15 protein-coding genes are annotated in these 21,992 nt (G+C 68.3%); 12 read left to right on the top strand and 3 right to left on the bottom strand.

From position 1 onward, the window contains the following. Positions 1-75 precede the first annotated feature (75 nt). From tsaE to trxA, 6 genes are all read left to right on the top strand, one after another. Positions 76-519 carry a tRNA (adenosine(37)-N6)-threonylcarbamoyltransferase complex ATPase subunit type 1 TsaE gene (gene tsaE / locus HMP09_RS04705; protein ID WP_176499408.1) on the top strand — a complete coding sequence of 148 codons (444 nt, stop codon included), beginning with the start codon at positions 76-78 and terminating at the stop codon, positions 517-519. Beyond that, a complete protein-coding gene (locus HMP09_RS04700; RefSeq protein WP_176501577.1) occupies positions 516-1,496 on the top strand; it encodes an aminoglycoside phosphotransferase family protein in 981 nt (326 codons plus the stop codon). Before tsaE ends, HMP09_RS04700 begins: the two co-directional genes overlap by 4 nt. Then, entirely contained in the window at positions 1,493-2,248 is a 756-nt protein-coding gene (locus HMP09_RS04695; protein WP_232090679.1) for a nucleotidyltransferase family protein, read from the top strand. The genes HMP09_RS04700 and HMP09_RS04695 overlap by 4 nt, the downstream gene beginning before the upstream one ends. Then, positions 2,241-5,201, top strand: a complete 2,961-nt coding sequence (addB, locus tag HMP09_RS04690; protein ID WP_176499407.1) for a double-strand break repair protein AddB — start codon at positions 2,241-2,243, stop codon at positions 5,199-5,201. Before HMP09_RS04695 ends, addB begins: the two co-directional genes overlap by 8 nt. Further along, a complete protein-coding gene (gene addA / locus HMP09_RS04685) occupies positions 5,185-8,628 on the top strand; it encodes a double-strand break repair helicase AddA (protein ID WP_176499406.1) in 3,444 nt (1,147 codons plus the stop codon). The genes addB and addA overlap by 17 nt, the downstream gene beginning before the upstream one ends. 64 nt (positions 8,629-8,692) lie before the next feature. Beyond that, positions 8,693-9,016: a thioredoxin TrxA gene (gene trxA / locus HMP09_RS04680; protein ID WP_176499405.1), complete on the top strand. Its 324-nt coding sequence runs from the start codon at positions 8,693-8,695 to the stop codon at positions 9,014-9,016. A 55-nt stretch (positions 9,017-9,071) separates the two neighbouring features. On the opposite strand, the gene argJ is transcribed toward trxA, so the two are convergent. Continuing rightward, the gene (gene argJ, locus HMP09_RS04675) at positions 9,072-10,298 is read right to left on the bottom strand and encodes a bifunctional glutamate N-acetyltransferase/amino-acid acetyltransferase ArgJ (protein WP_176499404.1); all 1,227 of its coding nucleotides are present in this window, start codon (positions 10,296-10,298) and stop codon (positions 9,072-9,074) included. Between the two features lie 74 nt (positions 10,299-10,372). On the opposite strand from argJ, the gene HMP09_RS04670 reads away from it, so the two are divergent. The 5 genes from HMP09_RS04670 (at position 10,373) to HMP09_RS04650 (ending at position 15,840) form a co-directional block, all read left to right on the top strand. Next, positions 10,373-11,227, top strand: a complete 855-nt coding sequence (locus HMP09_RS04670) for an energy transducer TonB (protein ID WP_176499403.1) — start codon at positions 10,373-10,375, stop codon at positions 11,225-11,227. 14 nt (positions 11,228-11,241) lie between these two features. Next, positions 11,242-11,532, top strand: coding sequence for a hypothetical protein (locus HMP09_RS04665; protein WP_176499402.1), 291 nt, complete (start codon positions 11,242-11,244; stop codon positions 11,530-11,532). A gap of 98 nt (positions 11,533-11,630) precedes the next feature. After that, on the top strand, positions 11,631-14,369 hold the full coding sequence (gene secA, locus HMP09_RS04660) for a preprotein translocase subunit SecA (RefSeq protein ID WP_176499401.1): 2,739 nt from the start codon (positions 11,631-11,633) through the stop codon (positions 14,367-14,369). A 304-nt stretch (positions 14,370-14,673) separates the two neighbouring features. After that, the gene (locus HMP09_RS04655) at positions 14,674-15,090 is read left to right on the top strand and encodes a secondary thiamine-phosphate synthase enzyme YjbQ (protein ID WP_176499400.1); all 417 of its coding nucleotides are present in this window, start codon (positions 14,674-14,676) and stop codon (positions 15,088-15,090) included. Positions 15,091-15,213: 123 nt separating this feature from the next. After that, a complete protein-coding gene (locus HMP09_RS04650; protein ID WP_176499399.1) occupies positions 15,214-15,840 on the top strand; it encodes a CC0125/CC1285 family lipoprotein in 627 nt (208 codons plus the stop codon). Between the two features lie 169 nt (positions 15,841-16,009). Here the strand turns inward: HMP09_RS04650 and mfd are convergent, their stop codons facing one another. Continuing rightward, positions 16,010-19,480 (bottom strand): transcription-repair coupling factor, encoded by a 3,471-nt coding sequence (mfd, locus tag HMP09_RS04645; protein WP_176499398.1) that lies wholly within the window; start codon positions 19,478-19,480, stop codon positions 16,010-16,012. 120 nt (positions 19,481-19,600) lie between these two features. Next, positions 19,601-19,867, bottom strand: coding sequence for an FAD assembly factor SdhE (locus HMP09_RS04640; protein WP_176499397.1), 267 nt, complete (start codon positions 19,865-19,867; stop codon positions 19,601-19,603). 72 nt (positions 19,868-19,939) lie between these two features. On the opposite strand from HMP09_RS04640, the gene recG reads away from it, so the two are divergent. Next, entirely contained in the window at positions 19,940-21,991 is a 2,052-nt protein-coding gene (gene recG, locus HMP09_RS04635) for an ATP-dependent DNA helicase RecG (protein ID WP_176499396.1), read from the top strand. Position 21,992: the final 1 nt, after the last annotated feature.

Genomic DNA, 21,992 nt, shown 5'->3' with positions numbered 1-21,992 from the left:
GGGTTGCCAAGCAGCGCTCCGCTTGGAACAGCCCCTCACCCAACCCTCTCCCCGAGGGGGAGAGGGCTCGTGCACATGATCCTTTTACCCGATCCACAAGCGACCGAAGCATTCGGCGCCCTGCTGGCCGAGCGCGTGCGGCCCGGCGACGTCGTTACGCTCGAAGGCACGCTCGGTGCGGGCAAGACCAGTGTCGCGCGCGGGCTGCTCTCGGCGCTCGGGCTTGCCGGCGAGGCGCCGTCGCCCAGCTTTGCAATCGTCCAGCCCTATGAGCCGCCCGAAGTCCGCTTTCCCGTGATGCACGTCGACCTGTACCGGATCGACGACCCCGCCGAGATCGAGGAACTCGCGCTCGACGATGCGCGCTACGATTCGCTGCTGCTGGTCGAATGGCCCGAGCGCGCAGGGCCGGACTATTGGCCCGATGCGCTTCGGCTGAGCCTGACGATCGAGCCGGATGGCACGCGCGGCTTGACTATCGGCGTGCCGGAAGCTTGGAGGTCGCGATGGCCGACATGACCCCGCCGCCTGGCGCCGCCGCTTTTCTCGACGCTCATGGCTGGGGAGGGGCGAAGATCCTTCCGGTCGCGGGCGACGCTTCGTTCCGGCGCTATTTCCGCGCCGTGGATGGCGCCGAGCAGGGGGGGCGTCGGGCGATCCTGATGGACGCGCCGCCGCCGCATGAAGACCCGCGGCCGTTCATCGCCGTCGCCGAATGGCTGGTCGCGCGCGATTTCGCGGCGCCGGCGATCCTGGCGTGCGATCTCGACCAGGGGCTCGTGCTGATCGAGGATTTTGGCGACGATCGGTTGCGCGAGGCGGTCGACGCCGCGCCGGACGAGGAACTGTCTCTGTACGCGCCGGCGATCGACCTGCTGGTGCGGTTGCGCGCGGAGCCGGCTGGACCCGTCCCCCCTTATGATCGGGCGGTGCTGAAGCGCGAGGCGGGGCTGTTCGTCGAATGGTATTGCCCGGCGGTCGGGATCGCGCCCGATCGCACAGGCTGGGACGCCGCGTGGGAGGCGGTGTTCGACCACGCGATCGCCGACACGCCGGTCACCGTGCTGCGCGATTATCATGCCGAAAATCTGATGCTGGTCGGGCCGGAGCGGTCGCTGGGGTTGCTCGATTTCCAGGACGCGCTCGCGGGACACCCGGCCTATGACCTCGTATCGCTGTTGCAGGATGCGCGGCGGACGGTCGACCCGACGGTCGAGGCGGCGATGCTCGACCGATACCGCGCCGCCACCGATACGGACGAGGGCTTCATGAACGCGTATCACGTGCTCGGCGCGCAAAGGAACGCCAAGATCCTCGGCATCTTCACGCGGTTGTGGAAGCGGGACGGCAAGCCGCATTACGCGACGATGTGCCCGCGGGTGTGGACCTATCTGGAGCGTGATCTGGCGCAGCCGGTGATGGCGCCGGTAAAGGCGTGGTTCGCGGCCAACGTGCCGCCCGCGTTGCGCGGCGATCCGCTGGCGCTCGGCGCGTGACCCGCCAGCAGACGATCCGCCCCGTCCCGCGCGGGACGGTGCCTGAGACGGCGATGGTGATGGCGGCGGGCCTGGGCAAGCGGATGCGGCCGCTCACCGCGACGCGACCCAAGCCCTTGGTCAAGGTCGCAGGCAAGCCGTTGATCGATCACGTGTTCGAGCGGTTACAGGCCGCGGGGATCAAGCGCGCGGTCGTCAACGTGCATTACCTGGCGGATACGCTGGAGGCGCATGTCACCGACCGGTTCGACGGGATCGACGTCGTGATCTCCGACGAGCGGAAGATGCTGATGGAGACGGGCGGCGGGCTCGTCCAGGCGCGCGGGCTGCTCGGCGATGCGCCGGTGCTGGTGGTCAACAGCGACAATCTGTGGATCGACGGGCCGGTCGACGCGATCAAGCTGCTCGCGTCGCGCTGGGACGATGCGACGATGGACGCGCTGCTGCTGATGGTGCCGCTCGCGCGGGCGCATAATCACCGCGGGCCGGGCGACTTCTATCTCGCCGCCGATGGGCGGATCAGCGGGCGGCGCAAATCCGGCCGGCTCGCGCCGTTCGCCTATACCGGCATCCAGATGCTCCACCCGCGGCTGATCGCCGACTGGCCGGAGGGGCCGTTCTCGACCAACGTGTTCTGGGACCGAGCGATCGCGGCGGGCCGCGCGTACGGCCAGGTCCATCAGGGCCTGTGGTTCGACGTTGGTACGCCCGCCGCGATCCCGCGGACCGAGGCGATCCTCGCGGATGGCTGATAGCGCCACGGCGGGTCGTCCGACGCTGTACACGATCCCCGCGCACCGGGCGTTTGCCGATGCGCTGGTCGCCGGGCTGATGCGGCAGGCGGGGCGCGATCCGCTGGCGCTGGCGCGTGCGCTGGTCGTGCTGCCGAACAACCGCGCGGTGAAGGCGGTGACCGAGGCGTTCGTGCGCGCGAGCGGCGGTGGCCTCGTGTTGCCGCGGCTGGTGGCGCTGGGCGATCCCGAGATGGGCGAGGCGGTCGGCGCCGCGCTCGATCCGGCGGACGATATCGATCCGCCGCTGCCCGCGGTGCCGCCCTATCAGCGGCGGATGATCCTCGCGCGGCTGGTGTCCGAAGAACGCGCGCGCGAAGGCCATCCGGTCGATGCCGCCGAAGCCGTGCGGCTCGCGGGCGAACTCGCGCGGACGCTCGACCAGCTGCTTGTCGAGGAGGTGCCGCCGACCAGGTTGCGCGATATCGAGCTGGGCCCCGAGCTGACCGAGCATTGGCGCCGCGCGCTGGCGACGTTCGAGATCGTGCTGCAACGCTGGCCGGGCGAACTCGCGCGGCTGGAGCGGATCGATGCGGCGACGCGGCGCTCGGCGCTGCTCGACCGGCTCGCGCAACGCTGGCGGAACGCGCCGCCAGCCGGGATCGTGTGCGCGGCGGGCGTGACCGATTCCGCGCCGGCGGTGGCACGGCTGCTACGCTGCATCGCCGACATGCCCCACGGGATGGTGGTGTTCGCCGGGCTCGATCTGGCGCTGCCGGACGAGGAATGGGACGCGCTCGGCCCGCATGATCCGCATCCGGTGACCGGGCTTACGCGCCGCTCGATCGAGACGCATCCGCAGTTCGATGCGAAGCTGATGCTCCTGCGCATGAGCGTCGCGCGCGGCGAGGTGCAGACCTGGCGCGAGGGCGGCGGGCACGACGCCGACGCCGCGCGCGGGCGGGCGATCGCCAACGCGCTGGCGCCTGCGGATTTCACGGGCAAATGGACGCAGATCGCAGCCGAGGATCGCCGGTTGAAGGGCGTGACCGCCGCCGAACTCGCGACGCCCGCGGAGGAGGCGCAGGCCATTGCGCTGGTTCTGCGCGAGGCGCTGGAAGTGCCCGAGCGGACCGCGGCTTTGGTCACGCCCGATCGTGCGCTCGCGCGGCGGGTGGCGGCGCATCTCGGGCGGTGGGGAATCGGCATCGACGACAGCGCGGGGCGGCCTTTGTCGATCCTGCCGCCGGGGACACTATTGCTCGCGCTCGCGGAGGCGGCGGCGCAGCGCTTTTCGCCGCTCGCGTTGCTGGCGTTGCTCAAGCATCCGCTGGTGCGCAGCGGTGAGGATCGGTTGCTATGGCTCGACGGCGCGCGTGCGCTCGACCGACGGCTGCGCGGGCCGCGACCCGCGGCCGGGCTCGACGGGATCGCTGGCCATCTCGACGAGCGCAAGGGCACCGCGGCGACGTGGTGGGCGGACGTCCAGCCGCTGCTGACGCCTCTGGCCGGCGCGTTCGATCAGGGGCCGCAGCCCTTGGCGTCGGTGCTCGCCTGCCTGCGCGAGACGGCGCAGACCTTGTGCGGCGACAACCTCTGGTCGGGGCTCGCGGGCCGCGCCGCGGCGGAGTTCCTCGCGGATCTGGAAGCCGAAGCGCCCGCCGGACCGCCCCGCGTCGATCCGCGCGAGGTGCCGCAATTGCTACGCACGCTGCTCGACGAGGTCGCGGTGCGGCCGGCGCCGGGCGGGCATCCGCGGCTGGCGATCTACGGTCTGATCGAGGCGCGGTTGCAGACCGCCGACGTGATGGTGCTGGGCGGTCTGAACGAAGGCGTGTGGCCGGGTCGGCCCGCGCCCGATCCGTGGCTGGCGCCGCGGATCCGCATGGAGCTCGGCCTGCCGGGTCTCGAACGGCGTGTCGGCACGGCAGCACATGATTTCGCGCAGGCGCTCGGCGCGCCGCGTGCCGTCGTCACCCGCGCGCGCCGCGATGCGAAGTCGCCGGCGCTGGCGTCGCGGCTCTGGCTGCGGTTGCAGGCGCTTGCGGGCGATCGGTTCGAGCGCGCGTCGGCGCTGGAAGGCTGGACGCGTGCGCTCGACGATCCGGGCGAGCATCTGCCCGCCGATCGCCCCGCGCCTTCGCCGCCGGCGCTGCTCCGTCCGAAGGCGATTTCCGTCACCGAGGTCGATCGTCTGAAGGCCGACCCCTATGCCTTCTATGCACGCCGCGTGCTCGGGCTGATGCCGCTCGATCCGGTCGATGCCGATCCGAGCGCGGCGTGGCGCGGCACCGCGGTCCACGACATTCTCGAGCAATGGTGGAAGCAGGACGGCTGCACCGTCGACACGCTGCGGCTGCGCGCGAAGGCGATGCTCGACGACGAGCGGACGCATCCGATGATGCGCGCGCTGTGGCAACCACGGCTGCTCGAGGCGATCGACTGGATCGCGGGCGCGATCGTCACGCAGGGCGAGGACGGCCGCACCGTCGCGAGTGCCGAGGGCAAGGGCAAGATCGACATTGCCGGCGTCACGCTGTCGGGCCGCTATGACCGGATCGACCGCCTCCCCGACGGGCGCCTCGCGGTGATCGACTACAAGACCGGCAAGCCGCCGTCGCCGACCGCGGTGCGCGCCGGTTACAGCCTGCAGCTCGGGCTTCTGGGCCTCATCGCCGAGCGCGGCGGGTTCGCCGACGTGTCGGGCACCGCGGGCGCGTTCGAATATTGGTCGCTCGGCAAGAAGCGCGACGCGTTCGGCTATATCGAGAGCCCGGTCGATCCCGAGGGCAAGCGCGACAAGATCCCGACCGCCGAATTCACGTCGATCGCCGCGCACAACTTCACCGAAGTCGTCGGCGAATGGCTGACGGGCAGCGCGGCGTTCACCGCGAAACTCGTCCCCGAATACGCCCCCTATGCCGAGTATGACCAGCTGATGCGCCGCGACGAATGGTATGGCCGTGAGCGGTGATGCGCTCGCCACGCTGCCCCGGCTGAAGGGCGCGCAGGCTGACGCCAGCAACCCCGCGTCGCACGTCTGGCTTTCCGCGTCGGCGGGCACCGGCAAGACGCAGGTGCTGGCGGCGCGCGTGTTCCGCCTGCTGCTGCGCGGTGTCGATCCGGGCGCGATCCTGTGCCTGACCTTCACCAAGGCGGGCGCGGCCGAGATGGCGCAGCGGATCAACGGGCGGCTGGCCGCGTGGGTGCGGATGCCGGGGCCGAAACTGTTCCTGGATTTGCAGGCGTTGGGGGAAGAGGGTAGCCCCGCGCAACAGGATCGCGCGCGCACGCTGTTCGCCAAGGTGCTCGACGCGCCGGGCGGGGGGCTGCGGATCCAGACGATCCACGGCTTCTGCCAGGGGTTGCTCGCCGCGTTCCCGGTCGAGGCTGGCCTCACGCCCGGCTTCCGTCCGCTCGAAGCGCGCGAGGAAGCCGGGCTCGCCCGCGAAGCGCTCGCCGGCATGCTGTCCGACGCCGAGCGCGACGGCCGCGAACGCCCGGTCGAGATCGTCGGCCGCCTGTCGCTGCGGATGGGTGAGGGCGGGGCGGAGGCGTTCCTGCTGGCGTGTGCTCGTGCGCTGCCTGCGCTGGAGGCGCTGCCGGTCGGGATCCAGCCGTGGTTGCGTCGCGAACTCGGCCTGCCGTCGGGCGATATCGACGAGGCGATCGCGGAGTGGTGCGACGCGCTCGATCTCGATGCGATCGCGCGGATCGCGGCGGCCAATCGCGCCTGGGGGACGGCCACGGGGCTCGCGGCGGCGACGACCGTGCAGCGCTGGCTCGACTCCGAGGATCGCGCCGCGACCTTGTCCGATCTCGCCAGCGTCGTGCTGACCGGCACGGGCACGCAGCGCAAGGCGTCGAAGAAGCTGATCGATGCCGATCCCGATTACGAAGTGCTCGCGCGCGATCTGGGTGAGGCGTGCACCGACGTCCTGTCGATGGTCCAGCGCGCGGTGTATTGCGATCTGCTCGCCGACGGACTGGAGGTCGGGCGCGATTACGCGCGCGCCTATGCGCAGGCCAAGCGTCGGGCTGGCGCGGTCGATTTCGACGATCTGATCGCGACGACGGTGGCGTTGCTCGACCAGCCGGGGATCGGCGAATGGGTGCGCTACAAGCTCGACCAGGCGACCGAGCATCTGCTGATCGACGAGGCGCAGGACACGAACGGGCACCAGTGGCGGATCGTGCGCGCGCTGGCGGACGAGTTCTTCGTCGGCCGCGGCATCTACGCGCCGTCGACGCGGACGCTGTTCACGGTCGGCGATTACAAACAGGCGATCTTCGGGTTTCAGGGGACCGACCCGCTCAATTTCCAGGCCGCCGAACAGTATTTCGGCGGTCGGGCGAGCGAAGCGCTGGGCGACGACGACTGGCCCGAGGAGGAGCGCGGGTTGCCCCTCGCGCGGTTGTCGCTGCGGCATTCGTTCCGGTCGACGCGCACCGTGCTGGAGTTCGTCGACGCCGCGATCGACGCGATCGGCGAGCCGGGTCTCGGCATCGCGGGCGAGGTCGAGCGCCACGCGAGCGAAGTCGCCGGCCCCGGCACCGTCACGCTATGGCCGCCAGTCTCGGCAGGCGGCAGCGAGGACGACGAAGAGGGCTGGGTCGACGACGCGGTGCGCAAGCTCGCCAGCGACATCGCGCGCGCGGTGAAGCGCTGGCTCGCGTCCGATACGGGGCTGATGCTGGAGAGCAAGGGGCGCAGGCTTCGGCCCGAGGACGTGATGATCCTCGTCAAGCGGCGCGGCGACCTCGCTTCGCTGATCGTCGCGCGGCTTTATGCCGAGGGCGTGCCGGTGGCGGGTGTCGACCGGCTGCGGCTGAACGCGCCGCTGGCGGTGCAGGATCTGCTCGCGACGATCCGCTTCGTTTTGCAGCCCGAGGACGATCTGAGCGTCGCGGCGCTGCTCGTCTCGCCGTTGATCGGGTGGACGCAGGACGAACTCATGGCGGCGGCACCACGCGAGGCGGGGCCGCTCTGGCGCCACCTGCAACGCACGCAGTCGTCTGCGCGGCTCGCGCCGTTGCTGTCGATGCTCGCGCGCGCCGACATCGCCACGCCGTATCAGTTCCTGGAGGAACTGCTGTCCGGCCCGCTCGACGGTCGCCGGAAACTGATCCGGCGGCTGGGGACCGAGGCGCGCGATCCGATCGAGGAGTTGCTCAACGCCGCGCTGACGTTCGAGAGCACGACGACGCCGTCGTTGCAGCGCTTCCTCGACTGGTTCGATCGCGGCGACGTCGAGATCGTCCGCGATCCGTCCGCGCCGCTCGATGCGGTCCGCGTGATGACCGCGCATGGTGCGAAGGGGTTGCAGGCGCCGTTGGTGATCCTCGCCGATGCGACCGCGGACCCGTCGGCGGCACCGCGGTCGATCCTGAAATGGGCGCCCGAGCCCGGCGCGGCGCCGATCCCCGTGTTCCGCCCGCGCGCAACCGAACGCGGCGGGCCATTGGATGCGGTGGTGTCTGCGGCCGAGCAGCGAGAACTCGAGGAGCATTGGCGGCTCTTCTACGTCGCCGCGACGCGCGCGGAGGAGCGGCTGGTGATCGCGGGGGCGCTCGGGACTCGCGCGAAGGGCGTGCCGCCGGAGAATAGCTGGTACGCGGCGGCCAACCGTGCGCTGACCGCGCTTGATGTGCCGCCTTCCGCGGAGGGTAGCGGCGAGGAACGGCGTTTCGTCGGGGTCGAGCCTCAGCCGGCGGTGAGCGCCAAGGCGTCGGCATTGGCGGAACGTCCGGCGGACGCGCATCTCCCGGCCTGGGCGCACGAACCGGCGCCGGTCGAGGCGCGTCCGCCGCGCCCCTTGTCGCCGTCCGCGCTGGGCGATGACGCCGTCTCCGATCCGCCGCCGACGCCTGCGATGCGAGTCGCGGCGGAGCGGGGCCGGCTGATCCATGCGCTGTTCGAGCGGCTGCCGGCGGTTGCCGCCCCCGATCGCGTCGCCGCGGCCGATCGCTGGTTGGCGAAGGCGGGCGGCGTCGACGATGCGGCGGCGCGCGGGGACATCGTGCGCAGCGTCGTCGCGGTGCTCGACGATCCGCGGTTTGCCGCGCTGTTCGGCGCGGATACGCTGGCCGAGGCGCCGATTGCGGCGACCTTGCCGAACGGCATCGTCGTGTCGGGCACGGTCGATCGCCTGCTGATCGAGGCCGACCGGATCCGGGTCGTCGACTTCAAGACCGGACGGCGCGCGCCGGGCGGACTGGACGACGTGCCCGATTACCATCTGAAGCAGATGGCGGCCTATGCCGAGGCGCTGGGCGTGATCTTTCCGGGGCGGTCGGTCGAGGCGGCGTTGCTGTACACCGCGGGGCCGCGGCTGATCGTGCTGAGCGATGCGACGCTGGCCGCGAACAAGCCCCACTATCGGCCCGCGGAGCAAAGCTAGCGCCTCGGTGGTTGAGCGGACACGCGCGCGACCCTAGATTGCGTTCAACGAAGGAGAATTCACGATGGCGACCAAGCAGATTACCGATGCCAGCTTCGATGCGGACGTCCTGAACGCGGACGGGCCCGTGCTCGTCGATTTCTGGGCGGAGTGGTGCGGCCCGTGCAAGATGATCGGACCCTCGCTCGAGGAAATCTCGGAAGAACTGGGCGAGAAGGTGACGATCGCCAAGCTCAACATCGACGAGAACCCCGACGCGCCGGGCAAGTACGGCGTCCGCGGCATCCCGACGATGATCCTGTTCAAGGCAGGCGCACCGGCAGCGACCAAGGTCGGCGCCGAGCCCAAGGGCCGGCTCAAGGCCTGGCTCGAGGGTGAACTCGCCTAAGGAAAGGCTGCCACGCCGTCACTCAGGCTAGCGCCGGGTGACGGCACGGTAGCGATCAGCTCCGATAATCGGCGTTGATCGCGATGTATCCGTGCGTCAGATCGCACGTCCACACGGTAGCGCGGCCTTCGCCTAGCGCCAAATCCACGCCGATTTCGACCTCGTGGCCCTGGAGGTGCGCAGCGACCGGCGCCTCGTCATAGCCGCTGAGCGCTAGGCCACCTTCCGCGACCTGCGTATCGCCGAACCGGATCGACAGCATGTCGCGATCGGCGGGTTCGCCGGCCTTGCCGACCGCCATGACGACGCGCCCCCAGTTCGCGTCCTCGCCGGCGATCGCGGTCTTCACCAGCGGCGAGTTGGCGATGCTCATCGCGATGCGGTGTGCGCTGCGGTCGCTCTCCGCGCCGGTCACCTGGATCTTGATCAGCTTCTGCGCGCCTTCGCCGTCGCGAACGACGAGCAGGGCCAGCTGGTGGCAGAGGTCCGCCAGTGCCGCACGGAACGCGTCGGCGCCGACGCTGCCATCGTCCGCCAACGCCGCATTCCCTGCCTTGCCGGTCGCAAAGGCCAGCACGGTGTCGCTGGTCGACGTGTCGCTGTCGACCGTGATGCACGAGAAGCTCGGCGCGTTCGCCTTCGACAGCGCGGCCTGCAGGAACTCCGGCTCGACCGCGGCATCGGTGAAGATGAACCCGAGCATCGTCGCCATGTCCGGCGCGATCATCCCAGAGCCCTTGATGATGCCGACCAGCGTCACCGTCCGGTCGCCGATCACCGCGGTCGTCACCGCGCCCTTGGTGAAGGTGTCGGTCGTCATGATCGTCGCGGCGGCATCCTCCCAGCCGCAGGGTTCGGCGGCAAAGGCGGCATCCAGCCCGGCTTCGGCCTTGTCGATCGGCAACGGCACGCCAATCACCCCGGTCGACGACACGAACACGTCCGAAGGCTGACAGCCGAGATGCGCCGCGGTCCGCGCCGCGATCGCCTCGACGGCCGCCCGGCCACGTGACCCGGTAAACGCGTTCGAATTGCCCGCATTCACTACCAGCGCGCGCGCCTGCCCCAGCGTCAGCGCCGCGCGGCACCACTCGACTTCGGGCGACGGGCATTTGCTCGTCGTCAGCACGCCCGCAACAACGGTCCCCGGTTCGAGCGTCACGAACGTCAGGTCGCAGCGGTCCCACGCCTTGTAGCGCGCCCGGGCGACATGCAGCGCGACGCCGTCGATGGCAGGAGCCGAAGGAAAGGGGAGGGCGAGCGGGGAGGTGGACTCGGTCATGTCCGCCATTTGCCGCTTGTGCCGCATCGCCGCAACGGCTTGATTGCGCGCCGGATCATTTGGGGGATTTGTCGGTGCGGGGATATTGGGCGTTTGCCGTCCTGGCGCTGTTCGCAGGCGGACTGCCGGCGGAAGCAGCGCCTGAGCGCGCGGAGCCGAAGCCGCTGTCCGAACTGGCGACGCTGTTCGGGCCGGACGCGTATCCGCCGGCGGCTGCCACCATGCAGGAAGACGGCATGGTGGTAGCGGCCTTGGCGATCGATCCGCAGGGTGCGGTGACAGGCTGCCGGATCGTAACGTCCTCCAAGTCGATGTCGCTCGATGCGGCGACCTGTCGGATTATCACCGGGCGCACGACGTCTTTTTCTCCGGCGCGCGATGCCGCGGGCAGACCGGTTGCCGGCTCATATGACCTGAAGGTTCGATGGGTCCTGCCGGAAGCGCCGATCAGCCCGCTGCAAAACGCGGCACAGAAATTGACATTGCTGCTGTCCAACAAGGCGGCGATCAAAAGTTGCGAACTGCGTGACCTGCCCGCCAACGTCGCGGTCGACGCGACGACGATGTGTGCGGGGTTTCGTGAGATGTTCGCGACCATGTTCGGCGGGGATCCCGCGGTATCGCCACCGGGCGATGTTGAAGTCATGGTCCTGATCGACCGGATCATCGGCCAGGCCGCGCCGCTGTCGGGGCCGATGCCGGAGGGAATGACGGTCTTCCAAGACACGGGTAGCGAGTTCCTGGTACAACCGGACGGCACGCGCACCGCCTGTACGCCGGTGTCCACGCTCGTCGACGCGTCGACCGACGATGCGGATGCGAAAGCGGTCGACCTGTGCGAGGGTAGCGAACGCTTCACCAAGCATCAGGGTGCGCCAATCAAGGTGCAGGACCGCGTGCGCGTCGCGTATCGGCTCTTCGGGAAATGATCACCTGACGACGGATGGACCTTGACGACGTGTTCGCATACAGCCGGTCCCGCATGAACCTGCTGCTTCTCCTTTCCGCCCTCCTGTCCGCGCTGACCGGCGCGGTACCCGGTGTGCGTGGGCAGTCGGCGCAGGCGGTGGCGCAGGGCAGCATCTGCGCGCAGGCCACCGTCGTCGCCGTGGCGAAGGTGGCGGTGCGGCCGGTTGCGGCGCTCGCTTCGCTCGAGGACGTTGCCGTCTCCGCGACGTTGCGCACTATCGACGTCGGCAACACCCCGATCTGGGCGGACCGTCGGCGCGAATAGCGTCGGGCGCGTGACCCTTCGGCCTGCGGGCCGCTCCCTATTTTTCCGCGTGCGGGCGCAAAGCGTGCCGCCGCGTCTCATATCCAGGAATTCTGCCCATGTTCGGTGGCCTCGCCAAATCACTGTTCGGTTCGTCCAACGACCGGTACGTCAAGTCGCTCAACCCGATCCTCGCTAAGATCGCCTCGTTCGAGCCGTCGCTTCATGCGATGTCGGACGACGAACTCTCGGGCCAGACGGTCAAGTTCCGCGCGCGTCTCGCCGAGGGCAAGAAGCTCGACGACCTGCTGCCCGAGGCGTTCGCGACGGTCCGCGAGGCCGCGCACCGCGTGCTGGGGCAGCGCCACTATGACGTGCAGATGGTCGGCGGCATCGTCCTCCACCGCGGTGAGATCGCCGAGATGCGCACGGGCGAGGGCAAGACGCTGGTCGCCACGCTCGCGACCTATCTGAACGCACTGCCCGGCGACGGCGTCCACGTCGTCACCGTCAACGATTACCTCGCGGCGCGCGATGCCGAGTGGATGGGGCAGGTCTATACCTTCCTCGGTATGACGATCGGCGTCATCATCCCCAACCTGTCGGACGAGGAACGTCGCGCCGCCTATGCCGCGGACATCACCTACGGCACCAACAACGAGTTCGGCTTCGACTATCTCCGCGACAACATGAAGTATGAGCGCAGCGCGATGACGCAGCGCGCCTTCAACTTCGCGGTGGTCGACGAGGTCGATTCGGTGCTGATCGACGAGGCGCGTACGCCGCTGATCATCTCCGGCCCGACCGACGACAAGTCCGAGCTGTACATGCAGGTCGACGCGGTCGTGAAGCAGCTCGATCCGATCGACTACGACAAGGACGAGAAGCAGAAGACGATCATCCTCACCGAGGACGGCACCGAGAAGGTCGAGCGGATGCTCGAGGCGGCGGGGCTGCTCGAGGGGCAGAATTTGTACGACTTCGAGAACACGCAGGTCGTGCATCACCTCAATCAGGCGTTGCGCGCGATCGTGATGTTCAAGTCGGACATCGACTACATCGTCAAGGACGGCAAGGTCATCATCATCGACGAGTTCACCGGTCGCATGATGGACGGCCGGCGCTGGTCGGACGGCCTGCACCAGGCGGTCGAGGCCAAGGAGGGCGTCCAGATCGAGCCCGAGAACCAGACGATGGCCTCGATCACGTTTCAGAACTATTTCCGCATGTATCCCAAGATCGGCGGCATGACCGGCACCGCGGCGACCGAGGCGGCCGAGTTCTACGACATCTACAAGATCAACGTCGTCAGCATCCCGACCAACGTCGCGGTCAAGCGCGTCGACGAGGAAGACGAGTTCTACAAGGATACGCGCGACAAGTTCGCGGCGATCGCAAAGAAGATCAAGCATCACGCCGAGCTGGGCCAGCCGGTGCTGGTCGGTACGGTGTCGATCGAGAAGTCGGAGATGCTGAGCGAGTTCCTGGTCGGCGAGAACGTCGATCACAAGGTGCTCAACGCGCGCTTCCACGAGATGGAGGCGCACATCGTCGCGCAGGCCGGGCGCAAGTCGGCGGTGACGATCGCGACCAACATGGCGGGCCGCGGCACCGACATCAAACTCGGCGGCAACCTCGAATTCCGCATGCTCGACGAGCATCCGGAGCTGGTCGAGGGGACGCCCGAATACGAGACCGAAGCGGCGCGGATCACGATCGAGATCGAGGCGGAGAAGCAGGCGGTGCTCGCCGCGGGCGGTCTGTTCGTGCTCGGCACCGAGCGGCACGAGAGCCGGCGCATCGATAACCAGCTGCGCGGGCGTTCGGGGCGTCAGGGCGATCCGGGTCTGTCGCGCTTCTATCTGAGCCTCGACGACGATCTGCTGCGGATATTCGGGCCGGACACGCTGTTCGCCAAGATGATGCGCAACAACATCGAGGATGGCGAGGCGATCGGCAGCAAGTGGCTGTCGAAGGCGATCGAGACTGCGCAGAAGAAGGTCGAGGCGCGCAACTACGACATCCGCAAGCAGGTCGTCGAATATGATGACGTGATGAACGAGCAGCGCAAGGTCATCTACGAGCAGCGTGCCGACATCATGGATGCCGATACGGTCGGCGACGTGGTGACCGACATGCGTGCGGAGACGGTCAACGTGATCGTCGGCGACGCATGCCCGCCCAACTCGTACCCCGAGCAGTGGGACGTCGCGGGGATGAAGACGCGGCTCGCCGAGGTGCTCAACCTCGAGCCGCAGATCGATGCGTGGCTGCTCGAGGAGTCGGTCGATCCCGAGGTTCTGGAAGAGCGTATCCGCACGATGGCCGACGAGGCGGTCGCGCAGAAATCCGCGGATCTCGATACCGAGACGTGGACGTCGGTCGAGAAGTCGATCCTGTTGCAGAATCTCGATCATCACTGGAAGGAGCATCTGGCGACGCTCGATGCGCTGCGCCAGGTGGTCCACCTGCGCGCGTACGCGCAGAAGACGCCGATCAACGAGTATAAGCAGGAGGCGTTCTCGCTGTTCCAGCGGATGCTCGAGACGATCCGCGAGGATGTGACCAAAACGATCGCGCACGCCCAGTTCCAGATGCAGGCGCCGGTCGGGCTGCCCGAGCTGCCGGACTTCATCACGACGCATTTCGACCCGTTCACGGGTGAGGACAATTCGAATGATTTCGATGGGGGCACGCGCGGCCACATCACGTCGACGATGCCGCCATTGCAGATCGCGCAGCCGCAGGAGGCCGATATCGGCGAGGATCCGGCGAACTGGGAAGGCGTGGTCAGCCGCAATGCGCCGTGCCCGTGCGGGTCGGGACGCAAGTATAAGCAGTGCCACGGGGCTGTTTGAGCAAAGCCGAGTGACCGGACGCTCCAACGTCCCAGCTTGCACCACCCCGGCGAAGGCCGGGGCCCAGTTGGGAAGGTCGCAGTAACGAAGCGTACCGGCAGTCAGCGCCGTCCCCCAACTCGGCCCCGGCCTCCGCCGGGGTGGTGAAATATCCGCTGGGGTGGTTAATGTAATGCCAACCTCCCTCCCGTTCTCCCGCGAAGGCGGGAGTCCAGGGTTACGGGCGATGCCGCTCGGGGCTCCTGGACCCCCGCCTTAGCGGGGGAACGGCGGAGCAACCCTCCGGACCGATCGTTAGGACCCCATGCGCCAAGCCACCACGATCCTAACCATCGACACCACCCGCCAAGGCCTTGTCGACGTCACCCAGCAAATCGCCCGCTGGGTCCGCGACCAGAGTCTCACCGAAGGCCTGCTGACGATCTTCTGCCGGCACACCTCGGCGTCGCTTCTCATCCAGGAAAACGCGGCGCCCGAAGTCCGCACCGATCTCGAAGCCTATTTCGCGCGCATCGCCCCCGAGTCCCGCGACTATCTCCACGACGACGAAGGCCCGGACGACATGCCCGCGCATTTGCGCACCGCGCTGACCCAGGTCCAGCTCTCGATCCCGCTGATCGATGGTCGACTCGCGCTGGGCACGTGGCAGGGCATCTACCTGTTCGAGCACCGCCGCCGCCCGCACCTTCGCACGATCGCGCTTCACGTGATCGGCGCCTGACGCGGAACATGAAAAATGCGTCAACGAGATGGCGCATGGGAGCGATGTCGTTCATCAACCGTTCCACAACTGACGGCTAATAAGCGGCGTTTCGCCGCATTCGCCGCGAACGGAGACGACACCATGTTTAAGACACCGGGTCGCAAGGTCGCATTGGCAGCGCTCGCAACGGGCGCGCTGCTGCTGGCCGGATGCGCGACCGAGACCACCTATCGGCCGGCGACTGGCCAGGGGTTCAGCCGCACCGGCTATAGCGATCGCCAGGTCGAACCGGGCCGCTTCCTCGTCAGCTTCGCGGGCAACAGCGTCACGTCGCGCGACACTGTCGAGCGGTACCTGTTCTTCCGCGCCGCCGAGCTGACGCTGCAGAACGGCTTTGATTATTATCTGATGGCCGACCGCGACACCAATCTCCAGTCGCGCACCTACTCGACGCCGGGGATCGGCGGCGGGTTCGGTTACGGCGGCTTCGGCGGCTATTGGGGTCCGTCCTGGCGCTATTACGGCCGCGGCTTCGGCTGGCGTAACTGGAGCCCCTATGGTGGCTTTGGCGGCGGGTTCGGCGGCGGCTATGGCGGCTTCGGTGGCGGACCATGGGGCAACGACTTCGATGTCCGCACGATCGATCGCTACGAGGCGACCGCCGAGATCGTGATGCGCAAGGGTCCGATCCCACGCGACAACATCCGTGCGTTCGATGCGCGCAAGGTGGTGGACAGCATCGGGCCGAGTGTCGTGCTGCCGAAGTAAGCCACTATTCTAGACGGCGAAAAGGGCCGGTTACCTATGAAGGTAGCCGGCTCTTTTCATGTCTACCGTTTTCCTGCGAACGCAGGAATCCAGGATTGCAGACGGCGGCGTGCGTAACCCTGGCTCCTGCGTTCGCAGGAGAACGGGCCGCACCATGCCCGGGCAGGCGTTACCCCGCCGCCTTTGCCAGTCCCTTCGACAATTGCAGCGCACCGTGCAGCCGCGCCTTCGGGTCGCCCCAGGCGCGTTGCAGGACCAGCTTGCTGTCCGGCCGCAACCGCGCGACGCCGTTCAAGCGCTCGACATAGGCCAGCAGCTTGTCGATATTCGGCGGCGTGTCGTTGTGGAACGACACCAGCACGCCGCGCGGGCCGACGTCGATCTTCGCTACGCACGCCTTCTTGGCGTTCAGCTTGATCTCGATGACCTTGATGAGGTTCTCGGTCGCATCCGGCAGCGGGCCGAAGCGATCGATCATCTCGGCGGCGAACGCCTCGATCTCCTGTCCCTCGTCGAGATCGTTCAGCCGGCGATACAGCCCCATCCGCAGGTCGAGATCGGGGACATAGTGCTCCGGGATGAGGATCGGTGCGTCGACCGTGATCTGCGGCGAGAAATCGCGTGGGCGCCCGGACGTCATGCCGCCCGCCTTGGCGTCCATGATCGCCTCCTCCAGCATCGCCTGGTAGAGTTCGAACCCGACCTCCTTGATATGCCCGGTCTGCTCGTCGCCGAGCATGTTGCCCGCGCCGCGGATATCGAGATCGTGGCTGGCGAGCTGGAACCCGGCGCCAAGCGAATCGAGATCGGAAAGTACTTTCAGGCGCTTTTCCGCGGTGACGGTCATCTGCCGCTCGGGCGGCGTCACCAGATACGCATAGGCACGCGTCTTCGACCGGCCGACCCGCCCACGCAGCTGATAGAGCTGGGCGAGGCCGAAGCGGTCGGCACGGTGGACGATCATCGTGTTGGCCGACGCGATGTCGATCCCGCTCTCGATGATCGTGGTCGAGACGAGCACCTCGAACTTCTTGTCGTAGAACGCCGACATGCGCTCCTCGACCTCGGTCGGCGACATCTGGCCGTGCGCGACGACGAAGCGGATCTCGGGCACCTGTTCACGCAGGAACTCCTCGATTTCGGGCAGATCCGCCACGCGCGGCGTGACGACGAAGCTCTGCCCGCCGCGATAATGCTCGCGCAGCAACGCCTCGCGCAGCACGACCGGATCGAACGGCATGATGTACGTCCGCACCGCGAGGCGATCGACCGGCGGGGTCTGGATCACCGACAGCTCGCGGATCCCCGACATCGCCATCTGCAGCGTGCGTGGGATCGGCGTCGCGGTCAGCGTCAGCATGTGGACATCCGCCCGGAGCGCCTTCAGCCGCTCCTTGTGCGTCACGCCGAACCGCTGCTCCTCGTCGACCACGACGAGCCCCAATCGCTTGAAGTCGATCGTCTTCGCGAGCAGCGCGTGCGTGCCGATGACGACGTCGATCGTGCCGTTCGCCAGTCCCTCCTTGGTCGCCTTCGCCTCGCTCGCGGTGACGAGTCGCGACAGGCGGCCCATGTTCATCGGGAAGCCTTCGAAGCGCGCGACGAAATTGTTGTAATGCTGGCGTGCGAGCAGCGTCGTCGGGCAGACGATCGCGACCTGCTTGCCGCCCATCGCCGCGACGAACGCCGCCCGCAGCGCGACCTCGGTCTTGCCGAAGCCGACGTCGCCGACCACCAGACGGTCCATCGGTTTGCCCGCCGCCAGATCGCCCAGCACGTCCTCGATCGCGCGGTCCTGATCCTCGGTTTCCTCGTAAGGGAAGCGGTCGACGAAGCTCGGATAGCCGCTGGCGTCGGGTTCGAGCACGTCGCCCGGATGCAGCGCGCGTTCGGCGGCGGTCGCGATGAGTTCGCCGGCGATCTCGCGGATCCGCTCCTTCATCTTCGACTTGCGACGCTGCCAGCCTTCGCCGCCGAGCTTGTCGAGCGATGCGCCTTCCTCCGACGAGCCGTAGCGCGAGAGGACGTCGATATTCTCGACCGGCACGTACAATTTGTCGCCGCCGGCATAGCTGAGCGCGACGCAATCATGCGGGCTCTGGCCGACGGGAATCGAGGTCAGCCCCTCATAGCGGCCGATGCCGTGGTCCATGTGGACGACGAGATCGCCCGGCGTCAGCGTCGCGAGCTCGGCGAGAAACGCGTCGGCGGATTTCTTGCGCTTCTTGCGGTGGACGAGTCGGTCGCCGAGCATGTCCTGCTCGGTGAGAACCGCGATCCCCGGCGCGGTGAAGCCGTGATCGAGGGGCAGGACGATCAGCGCGACGCCGAAGCTCTTGGCGGTGTCGGCGATGCCGAGCGCGTCCTGCCAGGTCTCGGCGTGCTTGCCGCCCTTCATCCCATGATCGGCGAGTAGGCTTCCCAGGCGTTCGCGCGCGCCGATCGAGTAACTGGCAAGGATCGGCTTGCGACCCTGTTTGCGCAGTTTCTCAACGTGGTCGGCGACGGCTTCGTAGATGTTCGCCTGCGCCGCGCGTTCGGGACCGAAATCGCGCGGGCCGTCGACGTCGAAGTCGAGCACGGTGGCGCTAGTCGGCTCGTGGAAGGGCGAGGTGACGTGCGCGGCGAACGCCTCGGTCGCGCCCGACCATTCCTGCGCGTCGAGATAGAGCGCCTTAGCGGTTAACGGGCGGTAGCTGCCGGGCTGCGCGGCCTCGGCGCGTTTGCGGTTCTCGTAATAGTCGGCGATCGCTTCGAGCCGGCTTTCCGCTGCAGCGGCGACGCCGTTGTCGCGCACCACCACGTCGTCGGCGCCGAGATGGTCGAACAGCGTCGCCATCTTCTCCTCGAACAGCGGCAGCCAATGCTCCATCCCCGCGATCCGCCGGCCTTCGGAGATCGCCTGATACATCGGGTCACCCGTTGCGGTCGCGCCGAACGAGTCGCGGTAGCGCGTGCGGAAGCGCTTGATCGAGTCCTCGTCGAGCAGCGCTTCGGAGGCGGGGAGCAGGACGAAGCCGTCGATCCGCCCCGTGGTGCGCTGGTCGGCGGCATCGAAGGTGCGGACGCTTTCGATCTCGTCGCCGAAGAAGTCGAGGCGCAGCGCGTGGTCCTCGCCCGACGGGTACAGGTCGACGATCCCGCCGCGCACCGCATATTCGCCCTGGTCGTGGACGGTGTCGGTGCGGACATAGCCGTTCGCCTGGAGCAAAGTGGCGAGCGTGTCGCGACCGATCCGCTCGCCGGGCGCGAGCCGCGCGACGAGTTGGCGGATGCGGAACGGGGTCAGCACGCGCTGCGTCGCGGCGTTGGCGGTGGTCAGCAGGAGCTGCGGACCCTTCGGCTTGCCTTGCAGGCGTTGCAGCGCGGCGACTCGCTCGGCCATGACACGCAACGTGGGCGAGGCGCGGTCATAGGGGAGGCAGTCCCAGGCGGGGAAGCCCAGAACCTCGAGATCGGGCGCGAAGAACGCTGCGGTCGAGGCAATCGCGCGCATCGCTGCATCGTCCGGTGCGATGAACACCGCGCGCGTTTTGGCCGCGCGCGCGAGGTCGGCGAGCAGTGACGGCTGGAACCCCGACGGTACGCCCGACAGCGTCAGCGGGGTCGTCGCGGAGAGGATCGTGTTCAGATCTGGCATATTACCTCCCCGGCGAAGGCCGGGGTCCAATTGGAGAGGTGTTCGTAACGGCGGACTGCGGTCAATTACGATCGCCCACCATTTGGGCCCCGGCCTTCGCCGGGGAGGTGCTACTCGGCGTTACTTCACGACGGTGACGTAATTGATGTCGCGCATCGCCTGCATCATCGGGCCGTTCCATTCGGGCGGGCACGCGATCGAGCCGATCGCCCAGCCCATGATGTCGACGTCCTGCTCCTCGAGCAGCGCCTCGAACCAGTCGAGCTGTTCGGGCGTCCAGGTGCGTCCATAGGTTTCGAAGAAGCCACCGATCATCATGTCGGCTTCGCGCGTGCCGCGGTGCGAGCTGCGGAAGCCCAGGCGCTTGAGGCGGGTTTCGTGGTCCATCATATCTCCAACGCCGATTGACCGGCGACCGCTGGCGGCGGGCGTCGGCTGGGCTATAGGGAGCAGATAGTCATGCGACCCGAAATCCTCAATCCGCTGTTCGCCGAAACCCTCGTCCTGAAAGGGGTGGGGCCTGCGCTCGCCAAGCCGCTCGACCGGCTCGGGCTTGCGCGCGTCGTCGACGTCGCCTTCCATTTGCCGACCGGCTATGTCGATCGGGTGCCGCGCACCGAGCTGATGGCGAGCGATGCCGGGCGGATCATCGTGATCACGCTGACCGCGCGCGAGCACCGCGTCAGCGCCGGCCGGGGTCCGACGCGCGTGCAGGCGACCGACGAGCAGGGCAACTATGTCAGCCTCGTCTTCTTCGGCGGCAGTTCTGGCTGGGCGAAGAAGCTGCTGCCGATCGGCGAGGCCAAGCGCGTCTCGGGACGGCTCGACGAATATGGCCAGGAACTCCAGATCGTCCATCCCGACATCGTCGAGCAGGACGAGGAGTTGCGCGAGCGCGAGCCGATCTATCCGCTGTCGGAGGGGCTGACCTCGCGGCGGCTGGCGGCGCTGACGACGCAGGCGGTCGCGCGCGCGCCCGATCTCGCCGAATGGATCGAGCCGGGGCTGAAGGCGAAACGCGAATGGCCGGGCTGGCACGACTCGCTCGCGCGTATCCACGCCGACCCGTCGGACGCCAAGGCGCGCGAGCGGCTGGCCTATGACGAGGTGTTCGCCAACCAACTGGCGATGACGCTCGTCCGCGCCGACACGCGCAAGCGGCGGGGGCGCGCGCTCCACGGCGACGGGCGGCTGCGGGGCATGCTCAAACTGCCCTACACGCTGACCGGCGCGCAATCGCGGACGGTGGGGGAGATCGAGGGCGATCTGGCGCAGACCGCGCCGATGCTCCGGTTGCTGCAGGGCGATGTCGGCTCGGGCAAGACGCTGGTCGCGGCGATGGCGATGCTGATCGCGGTCGAGGCGGGCGCGCAGGCGGCGATGCTCGCGCCGACCGAGATCCTCGCGCGCCAGCATTACGAAACGCTCCGAAAGACGCTCGCCGGCCTGCCGATCGAGGTCGGCGTGCTCACCGGGCGCGACAAGGGCCGCGTGCGCGAGGCGACGTTGATGGCGCTGGCGAGCGGCGAGATCGATATCCTCGTCGGCACGCACGCGATCTTCCAGGATGCGGTCGCCTATAAGGACCTCGCGCTGGTGGTGGTCGACGAGCAACATCGGTTCGGGGTCGCACAGCGGATGACGCTCCAGGCCAAGGGCGTCGCGCCGCCGCATCTGCTGGCGATGACCGCGACGCCGATCCCGCGCACGCTGACGCTCGCGCAATATGGCGAGATGGACGTCAGCCGTCTCGACGAGATGCCGCCAGGCCGCCAGCCGATCGAGACGCGCGTGATCTCCGAGGACCGGCTCGACGACGTGGTCAACGCGCTCGGCCGACATCTGGCGGATGGCGGCCAGGCCTATTGGGTGTGCCCGCTGGTCGAGGAGAGCGAGAAGAGCGACCTCGCCGCCGCCGAGATGCGTGCCGAGGTCCTTCGTGCGCGGTTCGGCGACAAGGTGGCGCTTGTCCATGGCCGGATGAAGCCTGCCGAGAAGGACGCGGTGATGGCGGAATTCTCCGCCGCGCGCACCGCCGTGCTGGTCGCGACGACGGTGATCGAGGTCGGCGTCGACGTGCCCAACGCGACGCTGATCGTGATCGAGCATGCCGACCGCTTTGGCCTTGCCCAGCTTCACCAGCTGCGCGGGCGGGTTGGGCGCGGCACCGGCCGGTCGATCTGCCTGCTGATGCGCGGATCGTCGCTCAGCGAGACGTCGCGCGCACGCCTCGCGCTGATGCGCGAGACCAACGACGGATTCCGGATCGCCGAGGAGGATCTGCGGTTGCGTGGCGCGGGCGAACTGCTCGGCACGAAGCAGTCGGGCGAGATGGCGTTCCGGCTCGCGACGCCCGACATGATGGCCGACCTGTTGCAATGCGCACACGACGACGCGCGCCTGCTGATCGATCGCGACGGCGGGTTGGAGGGACCGCGCGGGCAGGCGGCACGCACCGCCCTCTATCTGTTCGATCGCGACGCCGGCGTGGCGTTGCTCCGCTCTGGCTAAG

This window comes from Sphingomonas sp. HMP9 (genome assembly GCF_013374115.1).
Classification (GTDB): domain Bacteria; phylum Pseudomonadota; class Alphaproteobacteria; order Sphingomonadales; family Sphingomonadaceae; genus Sphingomonas.
The sequence above is the reverse complement of the archived record's forward strand: the minus strand, read 5'-3'. Positions and strand labels throughout refer to the sequence as shown.

What these genes read in the sequence shown, in the direction of transcription:
- recG (WP_176499396.1), top strand. Translation starts at nt 19,940, where the DNA reads ATGCGACCCGAAATCCTCAATCCGCTGTTCGCCGAAACCCTCGTCCTG.
- HMP09_RS04655 (WP_176499400.1), top strand. Translation starts at nt 14,674, where the DNA reads ATGCGCCAAGCCACCACGATCCTAACCATCGACACCACCCGCCAAGGC.
- secA (WP_176499401.1), top strand. Translation starts at nt 11,631, where the DNA reads ATGTTCGGTGGCCTCGCCAAATCACTGTTCGGTTCGTCCAACGACCGG.
- HMP09_RS04650 (WP_176499399.1), top strand. Translation starts at nt 15,214, where the DNA reads ATGTTTAAGACACCGGGTCGCAAGGTCGCATTGGCAGCGCTCGCAACG.
- tsaE (WP_176499408.1), top strand. Translation starts at nt 76, where the DNA reads ATGATCCTTTTACCCGATCCACAAGCGACCGAAGCATTCGGCGCCCTG.
- addA (WP_176499406.1), top strand. Translation starts at nt 5,185, where the DNA reads ATGGCCGTGAGCGGTGATGCGCTCGCCACGCTGCCCCGGCTGAAGGGC.
- addB (WP_176499407.1), top strand. Translation starts at nt 2,241, where the DNA reads ATGGCTGATAGCGCCACGGCGGGTCGTCCGACGCTGTACACGATCCCC.
- argJ (WP_176499404.1), bottom strand. Translation starts at nt 10,298, where the DNA reads ATGACCGAGTCCACCTCCCCGCTCGCCCTCCCCTTTCCTTCGGCTCCT.
- HMP09_RS04665 (WP_176499402.1), top strand. Translation starts at nt 11,242, where the DNA reads ATGGACCTTGACGACGTGTTCGCATACAGCCGGTCCCGCATGAACCTG.
- mfd (WP_176499398.1), bottom strand. Translation starts at nt 19,480, where the DNA reads ATGCCAGATCTGAACACGATCCTCTCCGCGACGACCCCGCTGACGCTG.
- trxA (WP_176499405.1), top strand. Translation starts at nt 8,693, where the DNA reads ATGGCGACCAAGCAGATTACCGATGCCAGCTTCGATGCGGACGTCCTG.
- HMP09_RS04700 (WP_176501577.1), top strand. Translation starts at nt 516, where the DNA reads ATGACCCCGCCGCCTGGCGCCGCCGCTTTTCTCGACGCTCATGGCTGG.
- HMP09_RS04640 (WP_176499397.1), bottom strand. Translation starts at nt 19,867, where the DNA reads ATGGACCACGAAACCCGCCTCAAGCGCCTGGGCTTCCGCAGCTCGCAC.